We start from the raw sequence: 17,397 nt of genomic DNA, 5'->3' as shown, positions 1-17,397 counted from the left end.
ATTTTGTTGTCCCACCCCGCATAGTTGACGAGGTTGTTGTCATTCTTTGCATAGCAAGGAATGACAACAACCAAGCACCTATTTCGTTTCGGTGAAAAAATAGTATATTATAAGAATTTAGGAAACTTTTGTCCTAAACTCTTGTTCCAGTCCATTAGTTTTCGTTTGTAGTCCGTTCATCCACTTCTTTTTGAGTTTCTTTTCCCTGATCTAGCAAAGCTTGGATAATCTTTTGGTCGCGTAGTTTAACAGAGTCGTTAATGGTTTCAGCGGATTGGATAACGGTCGCTTCAAGGAGAGCGCGTTTTTCCCGTCCTTTGTCAATGGCTTCGATAATACCTTGGTTTTGAGCGACTAAGCTTTCAGCCAACTTAGTAACAGATTCGACAGCAATTGTTGGATTTTGCGAGATTCTCTCCATTTGTGGAATGACTTCTTTGCTGGTTTCAGCCAGCATTTGAAGCGCTGCATTGTTGGCATTAGAAATGGCGTCCGCTACCTGACCAGATTTCATTGATTGTTGCAAAATGCCTAGTTGAGCAATAGAGAGCTTCATGGTCGGAATGGTATTGCGACGAAGCATGCCGAGCTTTTGGCGCATATCAGAAGATACCTTCACGAGATTACGCATTTGCGGGGTAGTGGCCCAAGCAACATACAGACGGCTGATGTATTCAGTGTGTTGCTGTTCCAATGTATTGACAACTTCGGTTAAGCGAGCCAATTCTTGTGATTTGGTTTGGTAATCTAGAGTGGCGGTATCTAATTGTGCCACTTCATTTTGAAGAGTCAAGGCACGCGCACTGGCTTCTCTTTGACTGGCTTCAATAAAGGAAATGACACCGACTAGATTTTCAATGGATTTGGTATTGTCTTCAATCAACATCTCAGCAGAAACGATATTGCGTGCGAGTACATCTTCTTGCTTGACGACAGTAGCAGCCATTCCGTCCATTTTTTGCTCGATATTTTGTGAATCAAAATAGAACTCTTGCAAGGTATTCTTACTTTGTTTAAAAAGTTTTTCTAAGAAATTTGGCTTTTTATCTAGTTCTGCAATTTGAGCATCCTTGTACTTAGCAACAAAACCATTTAACTCTTTATTAGTGTTTTTTAGCAATTCATCGACTTGTGGGATTTGAAGTTTCTTTTGCTCGGCTAAAATACGGTTGACAGTGTTATTAACATCTTCGACCGCGGCTTGTCCAAAATCTAAAAGAGCATTCTGGTCAGAAATAAAGTTATCTACCAACTGTGGGGCTTTTGCCATGATAGCATTTTGTTGTTCAGGAGTTAATTTCTCCAAAAAAGTTAACTGCCCATTTGCTTGAGTTTTGGTTGATTCAATGATTTCGGTGGTTTTATCCGTTTTCGTAATGGCATTGTTAGCGATTTTGTCAATGTCGAAGTTAAATTCTTGGCTCATAAGGTCTCCTTTTGATGTTATAGTTCTGTGTTCGTTTCTTTTTTAGTTAAAATCCGCAAGCTGATGTCAAAATCTCGCAGGTCAGCTTCGTTGAGCTGACGGAGTGTTTCGTCCAAGTCTAAATCAAACTGCTCAATAGCCGCTTTGGCACTGGAGAGCCGTTCCTCAGCATTGTAAAAATCTTTCGGGGAAGCCTTGATTTTTAGGTAGCCTTCCAAAATATCCTCATAATGCTCCATTTGAGATTGATGAATAGCAGTTAATTCTTCCTTGTTGTTGCTTTCTGATTGAGAAATTTTCTTGAGAATAGCTTCATGGTCGGTTTGGATATTGTGAATGGTTTCGAGCAATTCTGGTGCTAATTCTTCAAGGCTTGACTTTGTACTCTCAGCATTTTGCGTGCGGAGGTTGTAAAGTTGAGCATGAATGTCTGCTGTTACGTCTTGCACTTTCCGTTGAATCCGCTGGTAAATCTCAGGTGAGATATGTTTTTTCAAAGTATCAGCCCGTCCTTGAATATAGCTTAATTGAGGCAAGAGCTGTTCAGCCAACTGTTGGTATTTTTCATAAGCCTTTTCTTCTAGATAAGCATCTAATTGTTTGATTCGACTATCTGCGGCACCGATTTCCTCTTTCAAATCTTCGATTTGCTGACTGGCGCTAGGTCCTGTGATTTTTTTCGGCTGATGGGTTGTTGCATAGTAGTAAATTCCGCAGCTTACACCGACAGCAAAGAGGATCGGGATGAGGTACTGCATAATAATACCAACTGCGATAAAAATAAGCAATATACCAATCCATCTTCTAGAACGTACATTTCTATAATCTCTTCTGGACATAAATTATCTAATCCCGTTTCTTCTGAAATTTCTAAGTCTATTTTAGCATAAAAAAGCATCAAAGACGGAACTGAACGATATTTTTAATAAAAAGTTTGGCTGAAAATAATCATGGAATGATCAGATTTTTCAAAAATTTCTTGACTTAGAGTGAACTCCAAGGTATATAATAAAAGTGTAAATATTTTACCTTTTTGATGAATGTGGAATATCATCTTTTTAATAGAGAAAGGAGCAATAAGATGAAAGCAGCAGTTTTTGTAGAACCAGGAAAAATGGAGGTAAGAGAGGTTGCTCGCCCCGGTGCTGTTGTCGGACGCGTCGGTGTGCCACATACAGGAGACATCAATATCGGTGACTACTGGATGGTCAACTTGGCAATGGCTGGTGAACCAGCTTCTTGTACAACTTATGACAAAGAAATCTTGCTAAAAGCAGTTCTAGACGGTCAAATCAATCCTGGTAAAGTTTTCACTCAATCTTACAAATTGGAAAACATTGACCAAGCCTACAAAGATATGGCTGACAGAAAAACAATTAAAGCGATGATTGTGATGAATTAAGAACTCCGAAAGAGGTTGGTAGAATCCGACCTCTTTTATGGTTGTGAATGTTAGTCCAATAGTTCTCAAATACCTTCATTTTTGATAAAATAAAAGAAAAGCAGTTAAAAGGGGAGAAAATCATGTCTTTAACTAGTCAGATTGTTACAGCTGAATTTCCGGATTTAGAAAAAGTAGAACAACTCAATACAGAAGCCTTTCCTGAGGAGGAGCGTGCACCGCTATCCGAGTTGCTACGCTATGGAGATGGGGAATATTCTCATTTTTTTGCCTTTTATGATGGCAATGAATTTGTCGGTTTTGCCTTTTCAGTCTACAATGACAAAGCCTTTTATATCAGTTTTTTTGCGATTATGCCTCATTTGCGTAGTCATGGTTATGGCGGGAAGATTATTGATAAGTTGGTGGATTTTTATCAAAGAACCATGGTTTTAGAAGTAGAACGGCTGGATGAGCCTTGTGATAATCTAGAACAACGAAAAGCTCGAATGGATTTCTACAAGAGAAATGGTTTTCGCTCTTCGCACGCCTACTTAGAATACGACGGTTTAAGTTTTGAAATTCTTTATAAAGGACCGTTTTTTGATGAAAAAGCCTATCGGGACATTTTCAAAAAGATTCAAGAAGATGGTTATTTTGAATTTGAAATCAAGCATGGACATGGCAGGGACTGGGAATAAACTAAGAATCACTATCGAATATTTCTATTTTTCGTTGATCTACCTAAAAAACGAGCTGTTGTTTTCGGCTCGTTTTACAGTGTATCTAGTGTTTAATGGATTTCTGGGAAAAGTTTAGCCAATATTTTAGGTGTAATGCTTTGACCGGGACCTTCTGCACAATAAGTGTGCATATACATAGAAGGATTGAAATTGAGCTCAATGCAGGTACAGTTAGGATTGTTTTTGCTGGCTGGAAGTGTGCTATCTGGGATAATTAAATCCACGCCACAGACCCAAGCCCCCATAGCTGTTGCCATATCTGCTGCCAGTTCCTTATAGGAGGTGTGCATGGTTTCAGTCACATCTACTGAGTCTCCACCAGTGGAAATATTAGAATTACGGCGGAGAAAAACTTGAATTCCTTGCGGTAGGACATCATCTGCTTTATAACCTTGCTGGGTTAGCATGAGCAGCTCAATCTCACCAAGCTCAATCATTTCCAGTGGAGAGCGATGGTAGCGCCCTCGTAGGGGATTGGTATTTTTAAAAGCTACCAGTTCTCGAATGGTGTGCTGACTGTCTCCTACAACGTTGGCTGCTAAGCGCAGAAGCACCGCCTCACATTTGCCGTCTAGGACAAAGAAACGGTACTCGGTTCCTGCGATAAATTCTTCGACAAGGACAGAGCTGTCCTCTGAAAAGGCAATTTCCAATGCTTTTTGGTAACTGTTTCTGTTGGCTGGTTCCTGAAAAATAGAAATTCCTAACCCGAAGTTGGTGGATTTGGGTTTGACAACAATTGGCATATTTTTGATAAGGGGATAGTAAGCTAGCCCTTCTTCCAGAGTGGAGAATTCAGCTCCAGCAGGAACGGGAAAACCAGCAGCAGATAAAATTTTCTTAGTCACCGTCTTATTTGCCATCGCAAGAGGCACGATATAGTTGTCCTTTGAGGTCATATTGCCATTTTTGACATACTCGATGTGATCTTTATGTTGAAGTTTTAAAAACTGGTCACTTTCGTCCAATATTTCGACCTGCAACCCTTTTTGAATCGCATCAAAGAGCAGCATCTGGGTAGAGAGCTCCATTTCCTCGTAGCCTTTCAGAGCGTATGGAGCAGTCCAGGCGTAGTGGTGATATTCTTTAGCTTTTTCCAAACCAAAGGCTTCTAAGGATTGGTTGTAAATATCAGGCAAGAGCTGGGCAGAAAGGGTCAGACTGGGATTAGCAACTGCATCTTTCACATGATGAAGCAGGTCTTGATAATAGGAGCTTAATCCGAACTGGTGGATGACAGCTTGCATGGCTTCAAGGAGCAAATCGCTGTCAGCTTCAACAGGCAAAGGAGTCAGAGGGTGGCTGAGAGCTATTTTTTCATTTAGAGCATGAGCTTGCTCTAGGATCTCATCAGGGTTTGCTATATCATCTAGCCAGAGCAAGGCAAGCAAAAAGAGATGAACTGTGTCCATGGTCTCTTGGCTGATTCCCAGCACCTCAAAAGGATTGAGGTCAAAGCAGCGGAATTCCAAATAGGTAATGCCTTTTTCCAAGTAATGCCGATTTTCTTTTTGCCCACGGAAGCGGACGGGTGTGTAGCATTCTTTCTCGGCAATTAAATCGCCTTGTGCCACGTATTTCTCTATATCGCTCACATAAGACTCTAGTGAAGCATAGGAAATGTGAATCTTTTTATCATTTACATATCCCAAATCACTGTTGCGGATAGAGCGTACAGGCTGAGAAATCTTTCTCGCTAAAACCCCTTCTTCAGCAATTGGTGCTGCCCCGTATAAATAAGTCAGAAACCAGCGGAACCGTAAAAAGTTTCGAGCCAATTTAAGATAGAGGTCATTTTTAAAAAGCCGAATATTTTGGTAATCACTGACCTTGAAAAGGGCTTGAATCAAGTCTGGTCCTAATTCCATGTTGTAGTGAATGCCTGAGATAGCTTGTAGCGTTTTTCCATATTTTTTTGCTAAACTTTCTCGATAATGCCGTTCAAAGTCATTTTCTAAATGAGCGATTTGAATTTCTGCTGGTGACAATTTTGGAGGCATAGAGAGCGGCCAGATTGCTTCGCTTTTGGAAATGGTACGTCCAGCTACATCGGTAATTGCAGCAAGAAAACGCATTGCTTCCTTTGTAGAAGTTGCAGTCGGGGTGATGAGTTCTAATTGCTGCTCACTAAAATCGGTCTGAATCGTCGGGTGAAAATTACGGCTTCCAAATGCTTGAGGATGAGGAGTTTGCGCTAATTTTCCATCTTGATTGACGCGCAAGCCCTCCCTTTCCAACCCGAAAGTAGCTTGTAAAATAGGTGCATCTGCTGCTAATTTTTCGAATAAGTGATTGATGTTCATGGGAAATACCTGTTTGTTTTCTAATACTTTTAGTCTATTATAAAAATGCTCAGAAAACAAATTTCTACTACGTTTTCCGAACCTTTTTTAAAAGAAAACGATTCTATTTTAGATAGGATAAGAATTTTTCAAAAGAGGGGGCCTCAAACTTCGTCATTTGCAAACAACTGCGATAGTCTTATCTTGAAAAAAGAAGGAATTTTTCTTATAATAGAGTGTAAGACATAATTGCAGGTGAAACTCCTGCCATGTAGACAAGAAAGGACGAGCGCTTAGCTCAGACAAGATTATGACATCAGTTGTAGTTGTAGGAACCCAGTGGGGAGATGAAGGAAAAGGAAAGATTACAGATTTCCTTTCAGCTAATGCCGAAGTTATTGCCCGTTATCAAGGCGGAGACAATGCCGGTCACACCATTGTAATTGACGGTAAAAAGTATAAATTGCACTTGATTCCGTCAGGTATTTTCTTCCCAGAGAAAATCTCTGTCATCGGAAATGGAATGGTAGTCAATCCAAAATCTTTGGTAAATGAATTAGCTTATTTGCATGGCGAAGGTGTCACAACAGATAATCTGCGCATTTCAGATCGTGCACATGTGATTCTTCCTTATCATATCGAGTTGGACCGTCTGCAAGAAGAAGCTAAAGGCGATCACAAAATCGGAACGACTATCAAGGGGATTGGTCCAGCTTATATGGACAAAGCAGCTCGCGTGGGAATCCGCATTGCGGATTTGTTGGATAAAGATATTTTCAGAGAACGTTTGGAGCGCAACTTAGCTGAAAAAAATCGTCTCTTTGAAAAACTCTACGACAGCACAGCTATCCAATTTGACGATATTTTTGAAGAATACTACGCTTATGGTCAACAGATTAAACAATACGTGACAGATACGTCGGTTATCTTGAACGACGCTCTTGATCAAGGTAAACGTGTCCTTTTTGAAGGAGCGCAGGGAGTGATGCTAGATATTGACCAGGGCACTTATCCATTTGTTACCTCTTCCAATCCTGTTGCAGGTGGTGTGACGATTGGTTCCGGTGTGGGTCCAAGCAAAATTGACAAGGTTGTTGGGGTTTGCAAAGCCTATACCAGTCGTGTTGGTGACGGACCATTTCCTACAGAACTGTTTGATGAAGTAGGCAACCGCATTCGTGAAGTCGGACATGAATATGGAACGACCACAGGGCGTCCTCGTCGTGTTGGTTGGTTTGATTCAGTTGTTATGCGTCACAGTCGTCGTGTATCTGGGATTACCAACCTTTCCCTCAATTCAATTGATGTTTTGACGGGACTGGATACGGTTAAAATCTGTGTAGCTTACGACCTAGACGGAGAACGTATTGACCATTACCCGGCTAGTTTAGAGCAACTCAAACGCTGCAAACCAATCTATGAAGAATTACCAGGTTGGTCAGAAGACATTACAGGTGTTCGCAGTTTAGAAGAGTTGCCAGAAAATGCACGCAACTACGTCCGTCGTGTCAGTGAATTGGTCGGTGTCCGCATCTCTACTTTCTCTGTTGGACCAGGTCGTGAACAAACTAATATTTTAGAAAGCGTTTGGTCAAGTTTATAATAGAAATTATAGTCGGAAGCGAGTTCAAGCTCGCTTTTTATGCGTAAAAAACAAAGAATTTAAAAAATTTTAAATAATACATCTCTTCTTAAGTTAATTTTAAGCTAGCGGGTTTATACTAACATCATCAGATGAAGACCTCCTAACTTTATTTGATAGAAATCCTAAACTTTTTCATAATAATCTCCTGAAAGTCACTGTAAAGTGGCTTTTTTTCTTTCTCTTTGTCTTATGATATAATGGAAAGCAGAGTGAAAATGAACTGAAGAAGAGATGAGAAGATGGAATATACTCGCGAAGAAAAAGAAGAATTCATGCTAGAAGCCTTGAAAGAAGCAGAGATTGCGCTTGCTAATGATGAAATTCCGATTGGTTGTGTTATTGTCAAGGACGGGAAGATTATCGGTCGTGGGCACAATGCGCGTGAGGAGTTGCAGCGAGCTGTCATGCACGCTGAGGTGATGGCAATTGAGAAAGCCAATCAGCATGAGCATAGCTGGCGTCTGCTGGACACGACTCTTTTTGTCACTATTGAGCCTTGTGTCATGTGTAGCGGTGCTATTGGTCTAGCTCGCATTCCGCAGGTTATTTACGGAGCAAAAAATCAAAAATTTGGTGCTGCCGGTAGCCTCTATGATATTCTAACAGATGAGCGACTTAATCACCGAGTTGAGCTTGAAAATGGGATTTTGGAAGCAGAATGTGCTCAGATGATGCAAGATTTTTTTAGAAAGAGGAGACAAAAATGAAGCGTTTTGTTAAGAAGGCTATGCTCTTATCCAGATAGTAGCAGAGTTAATGTTATTATTGGTAGATTAGCAATTTTTCGCTCTGAATATCTATTCTTTTTTGAGAAAAAGAAAATCTTGATTGGCACAAAAACAAATTTATGGTATAATACTTATCGGAGCAACAATTCTGCGTGAAGCGGGTCAGGGGAGGAATCCAGCAGCCCTAAGCGAGTGTGAATTGTGTGCTCTTTTTATAGTATGAAGAATAGGAACAATTGCTAAAGTGTGTGTTGAAAGGATTTTTCAAAAGACAACATTCAGTGATGAATCAATATCATTTTTCAGTAAAGGAAAGATATATGTATTACATGGGTGAAATTTTTAGAGAACTGCGAACAGGTCGGCACATCTCTCTTAAAGCCGCAACAGGAGAAGAATTTTCCTATTCCATGCTTAGTAAATTTGAAAATGGAGATTCAGATATTTCGGCTTCAAAACTGTTAATTGGTCTAGAGAATATCAGAACAGAACTAGAAGAATTTGTCTATTTGGTACGTGGCTTCCAGCCCACTTCCTATACTTTGTTAAAAAATAAACTGTGGCAAGCTCAAGAAAAGAAAGATATGAATACATTGTGGGAAATGTACCACAATGAAATGAATCAATATCAGTCTGAACAGGAAGAAAAGTATATCCTAAATGCGATTGTTATCAAAGGTCACATGTTTTTCTTGGATGAAACCATTCAAGCAACAGAGATTGAGTTGAATTTTTTATATGATTATTTATTTTCTGTTGAAATCTGGGGAGAGTATGAATTACACTTGTTTTCAGATATTGCCGCCTTGCTCCCTCTTGATCTTTACTTTCGATATGTTCGAGAAATGCTTCAAAAGGTTGATTTTTTAGGAGATTTACAGAAAAACAAAAACTATATTTACACGATTCTTTTAAATGGTTTGTTTAAATCCATTGCAGAAAAAAGTTTAACAAAAGCTGCTTATTTTGATAAAAAAATCAAAGAAAAATTTTTTGATGAAAATGATGCATACCTGAGAATTGTCTATTTATTTGCAGATGGGCAGCATGATTATATTTTGGGAAAGAAAGATGAAGGTCTTACAAAAATGAAAAATGCTATATCAACTCTTGAAATCATAGGTTGCAAGCAGAGTGCTGATTATTACTCCAAAAATATGTCTGATTGGTTAAAAGAATGTGAATAAATGACAATCGGAACTTTTTTGCAAAAAAATTTAAAGTGAGGAAATGAGTCTATGGAATAAAAAATAGACTGCTTTCCTTATTTTTTTTTGCTCAAAAACGGAGTTGAATATATGACAATTTTGTTTTGGAAGTCGCTTTTCAAGTTATACTTAGTGCAACAAAAGTTTGAAAGGGAACTTGATATGAAATTATTCTTCTCAAATGCATTATATAGAAGTATTACGCTCTCTCGGATGCTTAACCTAATGGGGTCTTATTTATACAATATTGTGTTTGTGATTTATGCTGCTAGTTTGCCTTATGCCAATACAGCTGTGTTTATTGCAAATATCATTACAATTATTCCTACACTTTTCACATTTTGGATAGGAGTACAAGCTGATAGGACAGATAGAAAAGGCGATTTCATGATTGTTATCGGCCTTGTTCAGGCACTTCTATTTACAGGAGTAGCTTTTCTGATTTCTAATAAAACATTTCTCATTTTTGCAATCATCTGTTTTTTGAATGTGATAACAGATATGTTAAGTGACTATGCTGGTGGGTTAAGAATGCCGATTTTGCAAAAGAATTTAGAAAAAGATGATTTATTTGAAGCCTATTCCTTTACGCAATTTATCACTTATTTATGCAGCATTACTGGACAAACAGTAGGGGTCTGGTTGCTCGCAACTTCAGACAATAATTTTGCACTAGTTGCCATAATTAATGCGCTGTCATTTTTAGCTTCTTCTTTAGTGCTTTTGCACAAGCGTCGTCAATTAACTCATGAAGCTGTGGTAGCAACTCCTGAAAAAACTTCTCTTTTTACGCAATTTAAAATGCTTTATCAAAATATGGAGTTGATTTTTCAAGAATCCGAAAATGCTTCATTCATTCACTTGTTACTTGCAATTTTAACCCTGAATATGATAGGAGGAGCTGTTAATAGTATTTACAATTTTTATTTTTTAAAACATGCCATTTTTCACCTGACTTATGCACAATCTCTCCTAATTGTAGAAGTGGTTTTATTGGTTGGCGCTATTTTAGGAAGTTTAACACCTCACGATTATTTTTCAAAAAAATCATTTTCCTTTCTGCTCATAATGAATAGTTCTTCATTTGGACTAGTTGGCATCAGCAACTTAGTAGGATTACCACCAATCATTGGGATTATTATCTTAGCTTTTTCTGCTTACATAATGGGGAAATCCACGCCTAAACTAGATGCTATGTTAATGGCAAATCTACCATCTGATGTCTTGGCTCAAAGCAATAACTTTCTCGGATTGTTGTTTACCTTCTCTTTGCCTTTAGGAACGGTCCTCTTTTCAGTTCTCTCTGCCTACAATATCTACTTGTGCTGGTTTATTTTTGTTGTCTTTTCACTGTTGGCACTTTTGCTGTCTCTGCAAAATAATCGACTCAAAAAAGGAAACATTAGTTAAACTCTAGAACCTAAGATTAGGCTACTATTTATTTTCCTCTATTTTTTATTTTAGAAGTATTCTGTGGGTGATTATTTTTTGATTTACGCAAACGATTGCTTTAAAGGTCGGTATGAGATTGCGATTTTTGAAAGTTAATTATAAAAAAACGATTTGGAAACGTTTTAGTCAAGAAAATTGCTTGATAAAAAAGTAGTAAAGCGGTATCATAGTAGAGAAGAAAAATTGGAGGACTATAATGACACATATTCAGTTTAATTACTCAAACGTGCTTGGAAAATTTGTTGCACCGCATGAAGTAGATTACATGCAAACACAAGTTTCTGCGGCAGATGAACTGTTGCGCAAAGGAACTGGTGCAGGAAGTGACTTCCGTGGCTGGCTTGACCTTCCAGAAAACTATGACAAAGAAGAATTCGCTCGCATTTTGAAAGCGGCAGAACAAATCAAATCAGACAGCGATGTTTTGGTCGTGATTGGGATTGGTGGGTCATACCTTGGAGCAAAAGCAGCGATTGATTTCTTGAGCAATCATTTTGCAAACTTGCAAACCAAAGAAGAACGTAAAGCTCCACAAATCCTTTATGCTGGAAATTCTATTTCATCTACTTACCTTGCAGACTTGGTAGAATACGTTTCAGATAAAGATTTCTCAGTTAATGTGATTTCTAAATCAGGGACAACGACAGAACCTGCTATTGCTTTCCGCGTCTTCAAAGAACTTTTGATTAAAAAATATGGTGAAGCTGAAGCTAACAAACGTATCTATGCGACAACTGACCGCCAAAAAGGTGCAGTTAAGGTGGAAGCAGATGCCAATGGTTGGGAAACATTTGTGGTGCCAGATGACATTGGCGGACGTTTCTCTGTATTGACAGCAGTAGGACTTCTACCAATTGCAGCGTCAGGTGCTGACATCAGAGCCCTTATGGAAGGTGCCAATGCTGCTCGTAAGGATTACACTTCAGACAAGATTGCAGAAAACGAAGCTTATCAATACGCTGCTCTTCGTAACATCCTTTATCGCAAAGGCTATGCGACTGAAATTTTGGTTAACTATGAACCTTCTCTGCAATACTTCTCAGAATGGTGGAAACAATTAGCTGGTGAGTCAGAAGGAAAAGACCAAAAAGGTATTTATCCAACATCTGCTAATTTCTCAACAGACCTTCACTCTCTTGGGCAATTCATCCAAGAAGGTGCGCGTATTATGTTTGAAACAGTTGTCCGTGTGGACAAACCACGCAAAAACGTGACGATTCCTGAATTGGCAGAAGACTTAGACGGACTTGGATATCTTCAAGGAAAAGATGTTGACTTTGTTAACAAGAAAGCGACAGACGGTGTACTTTTAGCTCATACTGACGGTGACGTGCCAAATATGTATGTCACTCTTCCAGAGCAAGACGCCTTTACTCTTGGCTACACTATTTACTTCTTTGAGCTTGCTATCGCTATTTCTGGTTATTTGAATGCTATTAATCCATTTGATCAACCGGGTGTTGAGGCTTACAAGAAAAATATGTTTGCTCTTCTTGGAAAACCAGGATTTGAAGAATTGAGCAAAGAATTGAACGCTCGTTTGTAATGTGTAAATAATGAAACGGCTTCTGAAAGGAAGTCGTTTTTTATATGCTTGAAACAAAGTTTAAGTGAAATTTTCACAAAAACAGAAGAAAAAGATAGAAAGAAAGCGCTTTATTGTGTATAATAAAAGCAGATTATACAACGGAGGCGCTTTATGTCACAAGAAACTTATATCATGGCGATTGACCAAGGAACAACCAGCTCACGGGCGATTATTTTCAATAAGAAAGGTGAGAAGGTTGCTACGAGTCAAAAAGAGTTTACTCAGATTTTTCCACAGGCGGGCTGGGTTGAGCACAATGCAAATGAGATTTGGAATTCTGTGCAGTCGGTCATTGCAAATGCTTTTATTGAAAGTGGCATCAAGCCCACAGAGATTGAAGCAATCGGCATTACCAATCAACGGGAGACAACGGTTGTGTGGGATAAGGAAACGGGTTTGCCCATTTACAATGCCATTGTTTGGCAGTCTCGGCAAACAGCTCCTTTAGCAGAAAAGCTCAAGCAAGATGGATATGTAGATTTCTTTCATCAAAAAACAGGTTTGATCATAGATGCTTATTTCTCTGCGACCAAGGTACGCTGGATTTTAGATCAGGTAGAGAGAGCGCAGGAACGTGCAGAGCGAGGAGAATTGCTTTTTGGCACGATTGATACCTGGTTGGTTTGGAAATTAACGGATGGTGCAGCTCATGTGACTGATTATTCAAATGCAGCGCGGACCATGCTATACAATATCAAAGAGTTACAATGGGATGATGAGATTTTATCCTTGCTCAATATTCCTAAGGCTATGTTGCCAGAAGTTTGCTCGAATTCAGAAATTTATGGCAAAACAGCTCCCTACCATTTCTATGGCGGAGAGGTACCAATTGCAGGAATGGCGGGCGATCAGCAGGCAGCTCTCTTTGGACAATTAGCATTTGAGCCAGGAATGGTGAAGAATACTTATGGGACAGGCTCTTTCATCATTATGAATACTGGTCAGGAATGCAATTTATCAAAAAATAATCTTTTGTCAACCATTGGTTATGGGATAAATGGCAAAGTGACTTATGCTTTGGAAGGTTCGATTTTTATTGCGGGTAGTGCCATTCAGTGGCTTCGTGACGGTCTTCGTATGATTGCTAGCTCGCCTGAGTCTGAGCGATATGCAAAAAAATCCACCAATGAAAATGAAGTGTATGTTGTTCCAGCTTTTACGGGACTTGGAGCGCCTTATTGGGATCCAGAAGCAAGAGGTTCTATTTTTGGCTTGACACGTGGAACGAGTAAAGAAGATTTTATCAAAGCAACTTTGCAATCCATTGCTTATCAAGTGCGCGATATTATTGACACCATGCAAATGGACACAGGTACAGCAATCCAAGTTCTGAAGGTAGATGGTGGTGCTGCCATGAATGATTTTCTCATGCAGTTCCAAGCAGATATTTTGGGAATTGAATTAGCGCGTGCGGCAAATTTGGAAACGACAGCTCTTGGAGCAGCTTTTCTGGCGGGTCTTGCAGTCGGCTATTGGAAAGACATGGAAGAACTCAAAACATTAAATGCGGTTGGGGAAACGTTCCAACCTGCGATGCTAGAAGCAGAGCGCCAAAAATTGTACAAAGGCTGGAAAGCAGCAGTTGCAGCTACGCAATTTTTTGCAAAAGAATCTAGCAAATAGTTGAAAAATATAACTATGAGTTACACATGTCGGTAATCATTCGGTATAAGATACGAGAAGAGGGATTAGGAGACAATCTTAGTCGCTCTTCTTTACTTTACTAACTCTTTTAGCATTAAATTTTCAGACTAAGAGTGAATTACATGCGTTCTTGTATCAGTTGGATAGGGTAAAACGGTGAATATGCCTGCTCTTATTGGTTTTTTTGAAAATTATGGTATAATAGATATAATTTTGGTAGATGGAGTTGAGTTTTGAAGAAAAGCTATCGCGTCAAGAGCGAGAAAGATTTTAATGCGATTTTCAAAAGTGGGCAAAGTTTTGCCAATAGAAAATTCGTCATTTATAAATTAGAAAAGAAACAAAAACACTTTCGAGTAGGAATATCTGTCAGTAAAAAACTAGGAAATGCGGTCATACGCAATAAGATTAAACGCCGTATTCGACACGTTTTGATAGCTCATCAAGCAGAGTTAGCAGCGCTTGATTTTGTCGTTATTGCACGCAAAGGTGTGGAAATTCTGACTTATCAAGAATTAGAGCAAAATTTGCTTCATGTACTAAAAATAGCAAAAATTTATCAGGAAGGTTTGAGTAGTGAAAAAGAAAAGTAAACTGGCGGGGCTTTTAGTTTTAGCTTCGCTCATCTTAACGGCGTGTGGGACGAGTGAGGTCACAGCGAGTTCGCCGGATTTATGGGAGAGATTTGTCTATTTCTTCGCCGTAACGATTCGTTTTCTGTCATTCAATGGAAGTACAGGAATTGGGATTATCCTTTTCACATTGATTATTCGGACAGTTCTTTTGCCTGTTTTCCAATTGCAGATTAATGCTTCTCGGAAAATGCAGGAAGCGCAGCCGTTAGTGAAAGAATTGCAGGCGAAGTATCCAGGACGCGACATGGAAAGTCGCAGTCGTTTGGCAGAAGAAACACAAAAGCTGTATAAGGAATTAGGAGTAAAACCATCGGCATCATTTTGGCCCTTGCTCATTCAAATGCCTGTGTTGATTGCCTTGTATCATGCCTTGACACGCGTTGAATTTCTCAAAGTAGGGCATTTTCTCTGGCTGAATCTGGGCGCGACAGACCCTTATTATATTTTGCCAGTTTTAGCAGCCGTTTTCACCTTTTTGAGTACTTGGTTGAGCAATAAAGGAATGGCGGAACGCAATGGCTTGATGACAGGAATGATGTTTGTCATGCCGCTGTTTGTCTTCTTCTTTGCCATGAGTGTAGCGAGTGGGGTTGCTTTGTATTGGAGCACATCGTACGCGTATCAAGTGTTCCAAACGCTTTTACTGAGCAATCCATATAAAATCATTGCAGAAAGAGAAGCGAAAGCGACTGCTGAGCGGGAACGTGAAGAAAAGAAAAAACGTGCTTATCGCAAAGCACAAAAAAAGAAAAAGTAAGGAGGCGCTTGTATGGTATTATTTACAGGAGCGAGTGTTGAAGAAGCCATTCAAAATGGCTTGCGCGAGTTAGATATTCCGCGGATGAAAGCACATATCAAAGTGATTTCTCGTGAGAAAAAAGGATTTTTAGGATTATTTGGCAAGAAATTAGCCCAAGTTGATGTGGAGCCCATTAACGAAACGACGGTGGTAAAGGCAAATCAAAAGGCTGTCAAAGGTGTTCCGGAAGCAATCAATGCTCAAAATGAGCCCGTTAAAAGCGTGAGTGAAGCAACTGTTGACTTAGGACATGTTGTTGCAGCAATTAAAAAAATCGAAGAAGAAGGCAAAGAAATCTCAGATGATGTAAAAGCTGAAATTTTGAAGCACGAAAAAGAAGCCAGCACGATTCTTGAAGAAACAGGCACAATTGACTTATTGAAAGATAGTGACATCGTAAATTTTCAAAAATCGGTCGCTCAAGAAGAAAAGACAACTGACAAGATTATTGCTTTTGACCAAGCTGTAGAAAAGCACTCGGAAGTCCAACCGATAGCTGAGGAGCCGGCTGATTTTGAAGATCTGGGCATTCAAGTGGAAGAAGATTATGATGTTGAAGAAGTTGTTGCGAGTGTGACAGGTTATGTGCAAAACATCGTGGACGAAATGGACGTTGAAGCTAGTATTGCAAGTGCTCATAATCGTCGGACAATCAATATGCAGATTGATACCAATGAGCCTGGTCGCATTATCGGCTATCACGGAAAAGTGCTGAAAGCTCTTCAATTGTTGGCACAGAATTATCTTTATAATCGCTATTCTAAGAGTTTTTACATTTCTATCAATGTTAATGATTATGTAGAACATCGAGCAGAAGTTCTACAAAGCTACGCTCAAAAATTGGCTGACCGTGTGTTGGAATACCAGCATAGTCAAAAAACCGACCCAATGTCCAACAATGAGCGGAAAATTATCCACCGTATCATTTCTAAAATGGACGGACTTACCAGCTATTCAGAAGGTGATGAGCCAAATCGTTATGTTGTCGTGGATATTGACAGTGAATAATAAACTGAGGACTGGGAAGAATTTCTTTTCAGTCTTTCTTTCCGCTTAGTCCACTAATGACGTGCTTGAGATTGAGAAGAAAGGAGCTTACATGTCTATTTTTCCAGCTATTGAAACTTACTTAGCATTACAAGGACATAAATATATTTCTCCTGATAAAGCGGGAGAATTGAGAGAGACGATGCTTGATTTTAAGCAAAAAGGTCAGGTAGCACGCGCGGAATTTTCGGACTTGGTGAAGCAATTTCAAACATCTTATCCAAAATTAACTCTGGAGCGTACCAGCAACTGGATGAATCAAGCACAAATTTTGCGTCCCCATTTTTGGAACTATTTATGTGGTTATGGCGATATCACAGAACCAATGTTTGCCCTGCGTTTATATGGGAAGCCAAGTGATTTTGGAGTATCGTTAGAAGTCAGCTTTATCGAGCGCAAGAAAGATGAAACCAGTCTGACGAAGCAAAATCGAGTTTTGCAGGTGCCAATCGCAACTCCAGTTTATTACTTGGCTCAAATAAATGGAGTCAGTCAACGATTTGCTGGAACAGAAGAAAATCGACAGTATTTGAGCCAACAAGTAAAAACAGGGCAAGTCCGTAAAGTCTTAGTGAAATACGATGTAGATTTAGCCCAAGCCACATCAATAAGGCAAGTTCTGGATGAGCTTCAGACTGCTATGATAACACTCATTCCTTTTTATGAGGCAACCAGAGAATTGTACGAGGTTTAGACAAACTTTCTTGAGGCTTTAGCAAAAACAATTTCGCGCTGCTATTGACAAAAGGCTTAGAATCATATAGAATAATAAAGTATGTTTAGTAACTGATCACAATAGCCGGCTAAACGAATACAAGA

14 protein-coding genes, 1 other RNA gene and 1 pseudogene are annotated in these 17,397 nt (G+C 39.3%); 13 read left to right on the top strand and 3 right to left on the bottom strand.

The features are described 5' to 3' along the window. Window positions 1-154: 154 nt before the first annotated feature. Window positions 155-1,426, bottom strand: a complete 1,272-nt coding sequence (locus ACOMA9_RS09030; RefSeq protein WP_330945319.1) for a toxic anion resistance protein — start codon at window positions 1,424-1,426, stop codon at window positions 155-157. A gap of 17 nt (window positions 1,427-1,443) precedes the next feature. After that, window positions 1,444-2,265 (bottom strand): hypothetical protein, encoded by an 822-nt coding sequence (locus ACOMA9_RS09025; protein ID WP_330945320.1) that lies wholly within the window; start codon window positions 2,263-2,265, stop codon window positions 1,444-1,446. Window positions 2,266-2,552: 287 nt separating this feature from the next. On the opposite strand from ACOMA9_RS09025, the pseudogene ACOMA9_RS09020 reads away from it, so the two are divergent. Then, window positions 2,553-2,828: pseudogene (locus ACOMA9_RS09020) on the top strand (alcohol dehydrogenase); the annotation flags it as partial. 122 nt (window positions 2,829-2,950) lie between these two features. Then, window positions 2,951-3,508, top strand: a complete 558-nt coding sequence (locus ACOMA9_RS09015) for a GNAT family N-acetyltransferase (RefSeq protein ID WP_151379779.1) — start codon at window positions 2,951-2,953, stop codon at window positions 3,506-3,508. Window positions 3,509-3,600: 92 nt separating this feature from the next. Here the strand turns inward: ACOMA9_RS09015 and gshAB are convergent, their stop codons facing one another. Continuing rightward, the gene (gene gshAB, locus ACOMA9_RS09010; RefSeq protein ID WP_151379778.1) at window positions 3,601-5,853 is read right to left on the bottom strand and encodes a bifunctional glutamate--cysteine ligase GshA/glutathione synthetase GshB; all 2,253 of its coding nucleotides are present in this window, start codon (window positions 5,851-5,853) and stop codon (window positions 3,601-3,603) included. 289 nt (window positions 5,854-6,142) lie between these two features. On the opposite strand from gshAB, the gene ACOMA9_RS09005 reads away from it, so the two are divergent. The 11 genes from ACOMA9_RS09005 (at window position 6,143) to ACOMA9_RS08955 (ending at window position 17,272) form a co-directional block, all read left to right on the top strand. Further along, complete coding sequence (locus ACOMA9_RS09005) at window positions 6,143-7,435, top strand: adenylosuccinate synthase (RefSeq protein ID WP_151379777.1); 1,293 nt, start codon at window positions 6,143-6,145, stop codon at window positions 7,433-7,435. A gap of 281 nt (window positions 7,436-7,716) precedes the next feature. Next, the gene (gene tadA, locus ACOMA9_RS09000) at window positions 7,717-8,184 is read left to right on the top strand and encodes a tRNA adenosine(34) deaminase TadA (protein ID WP_421425273.1); all 468 of its coding nucleotides are present in this window, start codon (window positions 7,717-7,719) and stop codon (window positions 8,182-8,184) included. A 152-nt stretch (window positions 8,185-8,336) separates the two neighbouring features. Further along, window positions 8,337-8,423, top strand: an RNA gene (ffs, locus tag ACOMA9_RS08995) — signal recognition particle sRNA small type. A 102-nt stretch (window positions 8,424-8,525) separates the two neighbouring features. Beyond that, window positions 8,526-9,392, top strand: a complete 867-nt coding sequence (locus ACOMA9_RS08990) for an Rgg/GadR/MutR family transcriptional regulator (RefSeq protein WP_421425270.1) — start codon at window positions 8,526-8,528, stop codon at window positions 9,390-9,392. 183 nt (window positions 9,393-9,575) lie between these two features. After that, entirely contained in the window at window positions 9,576-10,823 is a 1,248-nt protein-coding gene (locus ACOMA9_RS08985) for an MFS transporter (RefSeq protein ID WP_421425286.1), read from the top strand. Window positions 10,824-11,061: 238 nt separating this feature from the next. Beyond that, on the top strand, window positions 11,062-12,411 hold the full coding sequence (locus ACOMA9_RS08980; protein WP_151379775.1) for a glucose-6-phosphate isomerase: 1,350 nt from the start codon (window positions 11,062-11,064) through the stop codon (window positions 12,409-12,411). Between the two features lie 153 nt (window positions 12,412-12,564). Then, a complete protein-coding gene (gene glpK, locus ACOMA9_RS08975; protein WP_151379774.1) occupies window positions 12,565-14,076 on the top strand; it encodes a glycerol kinase GlpK in 1,512 nt (503 codons plus the stop codon). Window positions 14,077-14,330: 254 nt separating this feature from the next. Beyond that, the gene (gene rnpA / locus ACOMA9_RS08970; RefSeq protein WP_421425266.1) at window positions 14,331-14,690 is read left to right on the top strand and encodes a ribonuclease P protein component; all 360 of its coding nucleotides are present in this window, start codon (window positions 14,331-14,333) and stop codon (window positions 14,688-14,690) included. Next, entirely contained in the window at window positions 14,674-15,489 is an 816-nt protein-coding gene (locus ACOMA9_RS08965) for a YidC/Oxa1 family membrane protein insertase (protein WP_270206400.1), read from the top strand. Before rnpA ends, ACOMA9_RS08965 begins: the two co-directional genes overlap by 17 nt. A gap of 12 nt (window positions 15,490-15,501) precedes the next feature. Further along, a complete protein-coding gene (gene jag / locus ACOMA9_RS08960; protein WP_126407941.1) occupies window positions 15,502-16,539 on the top strand; it encodes an RNA-binding cell elongation regulator Jag/EloR in 1,038 nt (345 codons plus the stop codon). A 91-nt stretch (window positions 16,540-16,630) separates the two neighbouring features. After that, window positions 16,631-17,272, top strand: a complete 642-nt coding sequence (locus ACOMA9_RS08955; protein WP_247906788.1) for a ribonuclease P — start codon at window positions 16,631-16,633, stop codon at window positions 17,270-17,272. Window positions 17,273-17,397 lie beyond the last annotated feature (125 nt).

The organism is Streptococcus atopicus, from assembly GCF_049166725.1.
GTDB classification, from domain to species: Bacteria; Bacillota; Bacilli; order Lactobacillales; family Streptococcaceae; genus Streptococcus; species Streptococcus hominis.
The sequence above is the reverse complement of the archived record's forward strand: the minus strand, read 5'-3'. Positions and strand labels throughout refer to the sequence as shown.